The 12,044-nt window shown below is 73.8% G+C and carries 2 protein-coding genes; both read right to left on the bottom strand.

Annotated features, from left to right (window positions below; genetic code table 11):
• On the bottom strand, positions 1-1,438 hold a 1,438-nt coding region (locus AB0M26_RS30195; RefSeq protein ID WP_365265970.1), incomplete at its 3' end, for a beta-ketoacyl synthase N-terminal-like domain-containing protein.
• Between the two features lie 124 nt (positions 1,439-1,562).
• Positions 1,563-11,990, bottom strand: coding sequence for an SDR family NAD(P)-dependent oxidoreductase (locus AB0M26_RS30200; protein WP_365265968.1), 10,428 nt, complete (start codon positions 11,988-11,990; stop codon positions 1,563-1,565).
• Positions 11,991-12,044: the final 54 nt, after the last annotated feature.

Raw genomic sequence — 12,044 nt, forward strand, 5'->3', positions numbered from 1 at the left:
CCGCACCACCGGAAACACCCGGCTCCCCGGCACCCTCCCCGACCGCCCCCGCCGCCCCGGCCGCCTCCTCGACGATCACATGCGCATTCGTGCCGGAGATGCCGAACGACGACACTCCGGCCCGGCGCGGGCGGTCGGTGTTCCGCGGCCAGTCGCGCGGTTCCGTCAAAAGGCGCACCTCGCCTGCCGGCCAGTCGACATGGGACGACGGCTCATCGACATGCAGGGTGCGCGGCAGCATGCCGTGGCGCATCGCCAGCACCATCTTCATGACCCCGGCGATACCGGCCGCCGCCTGCGTGTGACCGATGTTGGATTTGACGGAGCTCAGCCACAGCGGCTGTTCCCGGTCCTGACCGTACGTGGCCAGCAGCGCCTGCGCCTCGATCGGGTCACCGAGGGTCGTCCCCGTGCCGTGCGCCTCCACCGCGTCGACATCCGACGCCGACAACCCTGACTGCAGCAACGCCGCCCGGATCACCTGCTGTTGGGACGGACCGTTGGGCGCGGTGAGGCCGTTCGAGGCGCCGTCCTGGTTGACGGCGCTGCCACGGATCACGGCCAGCACCCGGTGACCGTTCCGCCGCGCATCCGACAACCGCTCCAGCAGAAGCAGACCCGCCCCCTCACCCCACCCCGTACCGTCCGCGGCATCCGCGAACGGCTTGCAGCGGCCGTCGGGGGCCATGCCACCCTGGCGGCTGAACTCCACGAAGGCGCCCGGGGTGGACATCACGGCGACGCCCCCGGCCAGGGCCAGCGAGCATTCGCCCGCCCGCAGCGCGTGCACCGCCAGGTGCAGTGCGACCAGGGACGAGGAGCAGGCCGTGTCCACCGTCACCGCGGGGCCCTCCAGGCCCAGGGTGTACGCGACGCGACCGGAGACCACGCTGCCGGTGTTGCCGGTGAGGATGTGGCCCTCGACCCCTTCGGGGATTTCGCGCAGCCCGGATCCGTACTCCTGGTTGCTGCAGCCGACGAAGACACCGGTGCTGCTGCCGCGCAGGGCCGCGGGGGCGATGCCCGCGCGTTCCACGCTCTCCCAGGCGACCTCCAGGACCAGCCGCTGCTGCGGGTCCATCGCCAGTGCTTCGCGCGGCGAGATGCCGAAGAAATCGGCGTCGAAGCGGTCGGCTTCATGGACGAAGCCGCCTTGGGCGGTGGCGCTGCCGCCCACGGTGGCGTCCTCCGAGAGCAGTGCGTCGAGGTCCCAGCCACGGTCGGAGGGGAAGTCCGTCATGGCGTCCGTGCCGTCGGCGAGGAGCCGCCAGAAGTCCTCGGGGGTGTCGGCTCCGCCCGGCCAGCGGCATGCCATGGAGACGATCGCGACCGGTTCGGTCATCACCTCCTGCAGCTGCTGGTTGTGCTTGCGCAGCCGTTCGTTCTCCCTGAGCGAGGCACGGAGGGCTTCGACGACTTTTTCGGAGGACATGCTCAGCTCCACACTTGGCGCTTCGAGAATGAGGCGGGTGCCGGAAGTACGTCAGGGGGCGCGGGAGTTGGCGGGTCCGTGCCGGCACGCGGCGCGGGGCACGGTGTACGGGGGGCGGCGAGCCGGGCGCTCAGTCATCGGAGCCCAGAGCCATCCGGACCAGGTCGTCGACGTCCATGTCGTCCACGTCCATGGTGGCCACGTCCTCGTCGGCCTCGGCGTCCCGGACCGAATCCGGGGCGGTGCGGGCGGCGGGGATGGCGGCCGGGGCCAGCTCCATCAGCGCGTCCAGCAGCCCCGATTCGCGGACCCTGCTGATCGGGATGGACGTCAGCAGCTTGCGTATGGTCGCTTCGTCGGGGTCGGCCGCGGTGGCGGTGTCCGTACCTGCCGCGGCCGGGCCGGGGTCGGTTCCGCCGCCGAAGTGCTCCCGGCACAGGTGATCGGCGAGCACGGCGGGCGTCGGGTAGTCGAAGACCAGCGTGGCCGGCAGCAGGACCCCCGTTGCGGCGTTCATCCGGTTGCGCAGCTCGACGGCCGTGAGCGAGTCGAATCCGAGTTCCTTGAAGGACTGATCGGGGTCGAGCCGGGCCACGGAGGTGTGCCCGAGGACAGCGGCGACCTGGCGGCAGACCTCTTCGACGAGCCTGCGCAACCGATCGGCGATGCCGAGCCGGGCCAGTTCGGTGGCGAGGCCCGCGCTGTCGGCCGTTCCTGCGCCGCGCGCCGGGTCGCCGACGGTGCGGCGGGCCCGGACCAGTCCCGCCAGCAGCGGGTGCACGGGTCCGTCGGCGCCGAGCCGGGCGGTGTCCACCGTCAGCGGCAGTTGCACGGTCCCCGGCTGGTCCAGGGCCTCGGTGAACAGGGCCAGGCCCTCCTTCGCGGCGAGCGGCGGGAGTCCGGCCCGCTCCATGCGGCGGACATCGGCTTCGCCGAGGTCGCCGGTCATGCCGCCGGCCGGGGTCCAGGGCCCCCAGGGCAGCGACAGTGCGGGCAGGCCCAGCGCGCGGCGGTGCTCGGCGAGTGCGTCGAGGAAGGCGTTCGCCGCGGCGTAGTTGCCCTGGCCGGGGGCGCCGAGGGTGCCGGCGACGGACGAGAACAGGACGAACGCGGCGAGGTCGAGGTGTCGGGTGAGCTCGTGCAGATGGGCGGCACCGTCCACCTTGGGGCGCAGCACGGCGTCCAGTCGTTCGGGGGTGAGCCGGTCCACGACCGTGTCGTCGAGGATGCCGGCGGCGTGGACGACGGCCGTCAGCGGGTGCCGGCCGGGGACGGAGGCGAGGAGGGCGGCCGTCTGTGCGCGGTCGGCGATGTCCATGGCCTCCATCCGTACGTCGGCCCCCGATTCGGCCAGTTCGGCGGCGAGTTGCGCGGCTCCCGGGGCGTCGGGGCCGCGTCGGCCGGCGAGCACCAGATGGCGTACGCCGTGCTCGGTGACGAGGTGGCGGGCGAGCAGGGCGCCGAGGCCGCCGGTGCCGCCGGTGATGAGGATGGTGCCGTCCGGGTCGAGCGGTGCCGGGACGGTCAGCACGACCTTGCCGATGTGGCGGGCCTGGGACATGTACCGGAAGGCTTCGGGTGCGCGGCGCACGTCCCACGGGGTGACCGGCAGGGGGGCGAGCACTCCGGCCTCGAACAGGTCGACGAGGGCCGTGAGCATCTCGCCGATGCGGTCGGGTCCGGCTTCGATGAGGTCGAACGCCCGGTAGCGGACGCCGGGGTGACGGGCGGCGACGCCGTCGGGGTCGCGGACGTCGGTCTTGCCCATCTCCAGGAAGTGTCCTCCGTGGTGCAGCAGCCGCAGTGAGGAGTCGACGAACTCTCCGGCCAGGGAGTCCAGTACGAGGTCGACGCCACGTCCGCCGGTCGCGGCCCGGAAGGCGTCCTCGAACGCGAGGTCACGGGAGGAGGCGATGTGCCTCTCGTCCAGGCCGGCCGCGCGCAGGGCGTCCCATTTGCCGGGGCCTGCGGTGGCGTACACCTCGGCGCCCAGATGGCGGGCGAGTTGCGTGGCGGCCATGCCCACACCGCCGGCAGCGGCGTGGATCAGGACGGACTGCTCCGCGGTGAGGCCGCCGAGGTCGACGAGGGCGTAGTACGCCGTGAGGAAGACGATCGGAACGGTGGCCGCCTCGGCGAAAGTCCAGCCGTCGGGGATGCGGGCGACGGTACGGGCGTCGGCCACCGCAAGGGGGCCGTAGGCGGCGGGGAACATACCCATGACGCGCTCACCGACGGCGAATCCGGTGACGCCGGGGCCGACTTCGGTGATCACACCGGCCCCTTCCAGACCGAAGTCGGGGGCCGGGCCAGGGTACATGCCGAGGGCGTTGAGCACATCACGGAAGTTGACGCCCGCCGCGCGGACGGCGATCCGTATCTCGCCGTCGCCGAGGGCGCGTTCGGCCTCCGGCGCTGATACGAGTTCCAGGCCGTCGAGGGTGCCCTTGCGGACCATGTCGAGGCGCCATGCGCGCCTGGCCGGGGCGTGCGGTGCGCGCAGCGTGGCGTCCGGGTCGGTGCGGTCGATCCGGGGCAGGTGCACGGAGCCGTCGCGCAGGGCGAGTTGGGGGTCGATGCGTCCGAGCAGGGAGGGCAGTGCGGCGAGTGACGCGGCGGCGCCGTCGGTGTCCACGAGCAGGAACCGGCCCGGGTGTTCGGACTGGGCGGAGCGGACCAGGCCCCAGGCCGCGGCCTCGGCGGGGTGGCGGACTCCGTGTCCGGCGGGTCCGTCGGGCATGAGCGCTTCCCGGGTCACCAGCACCAGGCGGGTGGCGTCCAGGCTCCGCTCGGCAAGCAGGTGTCGTACGAGGGTGAGCGCGCGCTGGGCGGCGGCGTGCCCGGCCTGTTCCAGGGAGCCGCTGCCGTGGGGTACGACGGCGAGGACGGTTCCGGGCGTGGCCGATCCGTCCTCTCCGGCACCGGCGGCGAGGTCGGCGAGGTCGGCGGCATCGGTGAGGTCGGCGGCTACGCCCGCGGCGGTGAGTTGTGCGGCGAACTCCCGCCCCGCTGCGTCGCCCAGCACCGTCAGGGTGTCCGGGGCGGGCAGGTCGCCGGAGCGGCCGTCGGTCGGTGGCTCCGGCCGCCAGTCGAGCCGGTACAGATCGCCGGACCCGCGATGCGGCCGTACGCGCAGCCGCTCGGGATCGATCCGGCGCAGGGCGAGGGAGCCGATGGAGGCCACGGCCTTCCCGGTGGTGTCGGCGACGTCGAGTCCGACGGCGTCGCCGCCGCGGAGGGTGAGCCTGACCCGTAGGGCGGTGGCGCCGGTGGCGTGCAGGGTCACGTCCCGCCAGGAGAACGGCAGCCGGCCGGATGCGGAGTCGTCCATCGGCAGGTGGGCGGTGGCGTGCAGTGCGGCGTCCAGAAGGGCGGGGTGCAGGCCGTAGTGGGGGGCGTCGGCGTGGGCCTGGTCGGGGAGCGCGACCTCCGCGTACACCTCGCGGCCCGTCCGCCACGCGGCGCGCAGCCCCTGGAAAACGGGGCCGTAGCGGAACCCGGCCTCGGCGAGGCGGTCGTAGGTCTCGCGGACCGGCAGTTCCTCGGCGTCCGCGGGCGGCCACGCGGCGAGCGAGTCGCCGTCGGGTTCGGGGTGGGCGCCGTCGGCGAGGATGCCGTCGGCGTGCAGGGTCCAGGGCCGGTCGGGGGCGGCTTCGGCGGGGCGGGAGTGGACGCCGAGCACGCGATGTCCCTCGGCGTCCGGTGCCCCGAGGCGCAGTTGCAGGGTGACGGCCTCGTCCTCGGCGAGCAACAACGGTTCCACCAGGGTCAGTTCGGCCACCCGGTCGCATCCCATGCGGTGTCCCGCGAGGAGAGCCAGGTCGAGGTAAGCGGTGCCGGGCAGGACGGTGGTGCCGCCGACGGCGTGATCCGCCAGCCACGGCTGGTCGAGCAGGGAGAGCCGGCTGGTGAAGACGTGCCCGCCGCCGTCGGCGAGGTCGACGCGCGCACCGAGCAGCGGGTGTCCGGCGTCGGCGAGACCTGCCGCGGCCAGATCGCCGACGCCGCGGGCGCCTGCGGCGGGCCAGTAGCGCTGCCGTTGGAAGGGGTAGGTCGGCAGGTCGACGACCGTACCGGATCCGTGGGTTGCGGTGCTCCAGTCGACGTCGGCGCCGTGGGCGTGGGCACGGGCCAGACCGGCGAGCAGGCTGGCGGGCTCGTACTGACCGGGGCGCAGCAGCGCGATGGCTGGTGCGGCGGCGGGGCCGGCGAGGGCGTCGGCCGCCATCGCGGTCAGGGTGCCGTCGGGGCCGATCTCGAGGTACCGTCCGGCGCCGAGGTCGTCCAGCGTCCGCAGGCCGTCGTGGAAGCGGACGGTGTGGCGCACATGCCGCACCCAGTAGTCGGGGGAGCCGAGTTCGCCGGCGGTGGCGGGGCGCCCGGTGAGGTCGGAGATGACGGGGATACGGGGCTCGTCGTACCGCAGTGATGCGGCGACCTCGCGGAAGTGCCCGAGCATGGGCTCCATGAGCGGCGAGTGGAAGGCGTGGCTGACACGCAGCCGCTTCGTCCGCCGGCCGAGGCCGTCGAAGTGCCCGGCAAGGTCGAGGACCGCCGCCTCCTCGCCCGATACGACCACCGACCGGGGGCCGTTGACGGCGGCCAGGCCCATTTGGTGCTCCCGGCCGTCCAGAAGCGGCAGCATTTCCTCCTCGGTGGCCCGGATCGCCACCATGGCGCCGCCGTCGGGGAGGGCGTCCATCAGTGCGCTGCGGGCGGCGACCAGGGTGCAGGCGTCGGCGAGCGAGAGGACCCCGGCGGCATGCACGGCTGCGAGGGAGCCGATGGAGTGGCCGAGCAGTTGGTCGGGTGTCACGCCGAGGCTGCGGACGAGCCGGTAGAGAGCCACTTCCAGCGCGAACAGCGCGGGCTGGGCGTACCCGGTGCGGTGGAGCAGCCCGTCGGCGTCGCCGAGGACGGCGTCGTGCAGCGGGACTTCGAGGACACCGGCGCCGAAGTGCGCGCACACCTCGTCGAAGGCGTCGGCGAAGACCGGGAAGGCTGCGCGCAACTCGCGCCCCATCCCCGGGCGTTGAGCGCCCTGCCCGGCGAACAGGAAGGCGGTGCCTCCGCTGCGTGCGGCGGCGCCGGGCTCTTCGGGCCGCAGCTCGCCCGAGGCGAGCCGTGCCAGGTCGGCGAGCAGGTCGTCCCGTCCGGTGCCGAGCAGCACCGCCCGGCACTCGAAGGCGGGACGGGTGGTCGCCAGGGAGTGGGCGAGGTCGGTGGCGGAGGCGTCCTGGTGCCGCGCCACGTGGTCGAGCAACCTCCCGGCCTGGGCGCGCAGCGCTTCGGGGGTACGGGCGGACAGCGGCCAGGCCGTGATCCCGTGTGCGGCCGCCGGGGCGGGAGTTGCGTCGGACGGGACGGGGGCTGTCCCGTCCGGGGCGGGCGGGGCCTCTTCCAGGATCACATGGGCGTTGGTGCCGCTGAAGCCGAAGGAGGAGACGCCCGCGCGCCGTCGCCGGCTCTCGTCCTGCGGCCACGACTGGGCTTCGGTCAGCAGCCGCACGGCGCCGGAGGTCCAGTCGACGTGGGTGGACGGGCGGTCGGCATGCAGGGTGCGCGGCAGTTCGCCGTGGCGCAGCGCGAGCACCGTCCTGATGACACCGGCGACTCCGGCGGCGGCCTGGGTGTGGCCGAGGTTGGACTTCACCGAGCCGAGCCACAGGGGTTTGTCGCGGTCCTGACCGTAGGTCGCGAGGAGAGCGTGTGCCTCGATGGGGTCGCCGAGAACGGTGCCGGTGCCGTGTCCCTCGACGGCGTCGACATCGGCCGGGGTGAGCCCGGCGTCGGCCAGTGCGGCCCGGATCACCCTTTCCTGGGAGGGGCCGTTGGGGGCGGTCAGACCGTTGCTCGCGCCGTCGGAGTTGACGGCGCTGCCGCGGACCACGGCAAGGACCCGGTGCCCGTTGGCGCGTGCGTCGGACAGCCGCTCCACCAGCAGCATCCCGGCGCCTTCGCCCCAGCCCGTACCGTCCGCGTCGTCCGCGTACGCCTTGCAGCGCCCGTCCGGCGCGAGGCCTCGCTGGCGGCTGAACTCCAGGAAGGCCGCCGGCGTCGACATCACCGTGACGCCTCCCGCGAGCGCCAGGTCGCACTCCCCCGCGCGCAGCGCACGCGCCGCCCAGTGCAGAGCGACCAGGGACGACGAGCAGGCGGTGTCGACGGTGACGGTCGGCCCCTCCAGACCAAGGGTGTACGAGATGCGGCCGGAGACGACGCTGGCGGCATTTCCGGTGCCGAGGTAGCCGTCGACGTCTTCCGCCGACTCCCGCAACAGGGCCGAGTAGTCCTGGCCGTTCGTACCGGCGAAGACACCGGTACGGGAGCCCCTCAGCGTCCGGGGGTCGACGCCCGCGTGCTCCACGGCCTCCCAGCACACCTCCAGCAGCAGTCGCTGCTGCGGGTCCATCGCCAGCGCCTCGCGCGGCGAGATGCCGAAGAAGGCGGGATCGAACCGGTCGACGCCGCCCACGAAGCCGCCGGTGCGGGCGTAACTGGTGCCCTCGTGGCCGGGGTCCGGGTGGTACAGGGAGGCAAGGTCCCAGCCCCGGTCGACGGGGAAGCCGGTCACGCCGTCGCCGCCCGAGGCGAGCAGGTCCCACAGCGCCTCGGGCGTGTCGGCACCACCCGGGAACCGACAGGCCATGCCGACTATGGCGATGGGCTCGTCAGCGCCGGTGCGGGCGGTGGGGGCCGAGGCGGTCAGGGCCGGGGTGGACGGATCGCCGGACGGCAGGGACCGCAGCAGATGGACGGCGAGCGCGGCCGGGGTGGGGTGGTCGAAGACGACGGTGGGCGTGAGCCGCAGACCGGTCCGGCGTTCCAGCGCGTTCCGCAGATCCACCGCGGTCAGTGAATCGAAACCCAGGTCACGGAAGGCGCGTTCGGGATCGGCGGCCGGGGTTTCCGCGGAATGGCCGAGGACGGTGGCGACCTCCGACAGGATCAGGCGGAGGACGGCGGCCGGACGCTCGGACAACGGCAGCGCGGCGAGGGTCCGGGCCAGGTGGCCGCCCGGGCGGGCGGCCCTCGCGGTACGGCGTGCGGGGGCGGCGGGGTCGCGCAGCAGGGCGGGTGCGGGAGCGGCGGCGCGCGCGGCCGCCAGGTCCAGCCGGACCGGTAGCAGCACGGCTCGGTCCTGTGCCAGAGCGAGGTCGAGCAGGGACAGGGCATCGGCGGTCGGCAGCGGCGCGACACCCGCACGCGCCATCCGGGTGCGGTCGGCTGCGCCGAGCCCGGCCGTCATCCCGCTGTCGGCGGCCCAGAGGCCCCAGCCGAGGGCGGTGGCGGGGCGGCCCTGCGCTCGCAGTGAGGCGGCCATCGCCTCCAGGAAGGCGTTGGCGGCGGCGTAGTTGCCCTGGCCGGGACCGCCGAACGTGGCAGCCGCGGACGAGAACAGCACGAACGCCGACAGCTCCATGTCCCGTGTCAGCCGCTCCAGATGGACGGCGGCGTCGGCCTTGGGCCGCAGTACTGCGGACAGCCGCGACGACGTCAGGGCGGGGATCACCCCGTCGTCGATCACCCCGGCGGCATGGAAGACGGCACCGAGCGGATGCTGCTGCGGTACGGACGCCAGCAGCGCGGACAGCTCGGCGGGATCGGCGACGTCGCAGGCGGCGGTCCTCACCTGGGCACCCGCTTCTGCGAGTTCGGCGCGCAGTGCGGCGGAACCGGGCGCGTCCGGGCCGCGACGGCTCGCGAGAAGAAGATGGCGCACGCCGTGCGCGGCGACCACGTGCCGGGCGAGGGCCGCGGCGACGGTGCCGCCCGCTCCGGTGATCAGCACGGTCCTCTCCGGATCGAGAACGGGCGCTGCAGAGCCGTCCGGCACGTGGCGGACGAGTCGGGCGGCGTAGGTGCGGCCGGCCCGCAGGGCGATCTCCGTCTTTCCGGCATCCACGGCGTCGGCGAGGGAGGCGAGGAGGGACTCTCCGCCTGGGCTGGTGCGGGCATCCGGGTCGGCGTCCGTGTCCACGGGCGTGTCGGCTTCGCCCGGCGTGCCGGTGCTCACGGGCGTGTCGGCTTCGCCCGGCGTGTTGCCCGCGCCCACGGGCGTGTCGATGTCCACGAGCAGGAAGCGCCCCGGGTTCTCCGACTGCGCGGAGCGCACCAGACCGCGTACGGCTGCCGAGGCGAGGTCGGCGACCGGCTCGCCGGGCCGGACGGCCACCGCGTTCCGCGTGGTGACGACCAGCCGCGCGTCGGCCGTCCGCTCGTGGGCCTGCCAGCGCTGCAACATCGCCAGGGCTCGGGAAGCCGCATCATGCACGGCGGCGGGCAGTTCCGCACCGTCGTCCCGACATGTCACGAAGACCAGTTCCGGCGCGGTGCCGCCGGTGTCGTCGAAGGCCGTGAGGCACGCGTCCAGGTCCGGGTACCGTTCGGCGTCCGCCAGGGCCGGTCCCTCACCCACGACGGCCACCCGGGGCCGGCGCACGGGCCGTACGGCGGCGGGCAGTTCGGTCCACTCGACGGCGAACAGGTCGTCACCCGGCGTGCCCGGGGCGGGCAGCGACAGTTCGTCGGCCGGGGTGAGACCCACCGCGCCGACGGCCGCGACCGGGGCGCCCGACTCGTCGGCCAGGTCCAGCGACAGTTCCCCGCCGGGCAGACGCCGCATCCGGATCCGCAGCGCCTCCGGGGAGGCCGCGTACAGGGTGCAGTCCCTCCAGGTCGCGGCGAAGCCGCCGGGGTGCCCGAGCGCGCGGGCCATGTGCAGGGCCGCGTCAAGCAGCGCCGGGTGCAGCGCGACGCGCAGCGCGTCCGCCCGGAACTCCTCCGGTACGGCGACCTCGGCGTACACCGCGTCCTCGGCCCGCCATACGCCGGTGAGACCACGGAACGCGGGTCCGTGGTCGAGTCCTCGCGCCCTCAACTCCTCGTAGATGTACTCGACTTCGTCGGAATCGAGTGCCTGGGCGCCGGACGGCGGCCAGATGCCGTCGAGTTCGTCCTGCCGCTGGTGGTCCGGCAGGGCTTCGGCCGGTGCCAGGACTCCGCGGGCGTTGCAGATCCAGGGCCGTTCCGAGTCGCCGGCGCCCGCGGGGCCCGCACCGGTCGCAGCGGGCCGGGAGTAGCAGGCGAACGGCCTGACGCCGTCCTGTTCCGGTCCGTCGAGCACGACCTGGATCTCGACGGGCACGCGGCCGTTGAGGACGAGGGGCTGCTCCTGACCGAGTTCGACGACATGGTGACACCCGGCTCGGCCGCCGAGATGCAGGGCGAAGTCGAGGTACGCGGCCGTGGGCAGCACGACGGTGCCGGTCACCGTGTGGTCGGCCAACCAGGGGTGGGCGCTTGTGGAGAGCACCGTGGTGGAGAGCACGGCTGAGGAGTCCGCCAGGGTCACCGCTGCGCCGAGCAGCGGATGCACTCCCCCGCGCCGTCCGCTGCCCGGGACCGGATCGAGCCAGTAGCGGCTCCGCTGGAAGGCGTAGGTGGGCAGGTCGACGCTGCGGGCGCCGGGGAACAGCGCGGGCCAGTCCGGGCTCTGCCCGGCTACGTGCAGCGCGCCGACGGCCGCGAGCAGACTCGCCGCCTCCGACCCGTCCTTGCGCAACACCGGCACCACCACGCGGCGGTCGTCGTCGAGCAGGATGCGGGCGAGAGCGGTGAGTGTGCCGTCGGGCCCGAGTTCGACGAAGCGGGTCACCTTGCTCTGCGCGAGGGTGCGTACGGCGTCGGCGTAGCGGACGGTCCGGCGGACGTGCTCAACCCAGTAGTCCGGCGTGCACAGTTCCTCGGCCGTCACGGTTTCACCGGTGACCGTGGACACCATCGGAAGGTAGGGCCGCTCGTACGCGAGCTCTTCCGCCACCACCCGGAACTCGTCCAGCATCGGCTCCATCAACGGCGAGTGGAAAGCATGACTCACCCGCAGGACGGTCGTCTTGCGGTCCTGCGCGCGGAAACCCTCCGCGATCTCCTCCACCGCATCCGACTCACCCGCGATCACCACCGCCTGCGGCCCGTTGACCGCGGCGATGTCCACCCGCCCGTCCAGCAGCGGCAGCACCTCCTCCTCGCAGGCCGCCACCGCCACCATCGCACCGCCCCCCGGCAGCGCCTGCATCAACCGACCCCGCGCGGCGACCAGACGACACGCATCCGCCAGCGACCACACCCCCGCCACATGCGCCGCCGCCAACTCACCGATCGAATGCCCGGCCAGCACATCCGGCCGCACACCCCACGACTCCAGCAACCGGAACAACGCCACCTCAAACGCGAACAACGCAGGCTGCGCGAACTCCGTACGATTCAGCCGCTCCGCATCCCCACCGGAATCGCCGAAGACGACCTCCCGCAGGCTGAACGGGAGTTCCGCGTCCACCGCGTCGAAGGCGTCCGCGAAGACGGGGTACGCCTCGTACAACTCCCGCCCCATGCCCAGGCGTTGGGCGCCCTGGCCCGCGAAGAGGAACGCCGTACGGCCACGAACCACCGCACCCCGAACCACCCGCGCATCCGGCTCCCCCGCCGCCAGCGCCGCCAGCCCCGACCGCAGCTCACCCACATCCCAACCCACGACCACCGCACGGTCCTCGAACACCGACCGCGTCACCGCGAGCGAGAACCCCACATCAGCCGCAGACCGGCCCTCCCC

Source organism: Streptomyces sp. NPDC051776, assembly GCF_040681345.1.
Classification (GTDB): domain Bacteria; phylum Actinomycetota; class Actinomycetes; order Streptomycetales; family Streptomycetaceae; genus Streptomyces.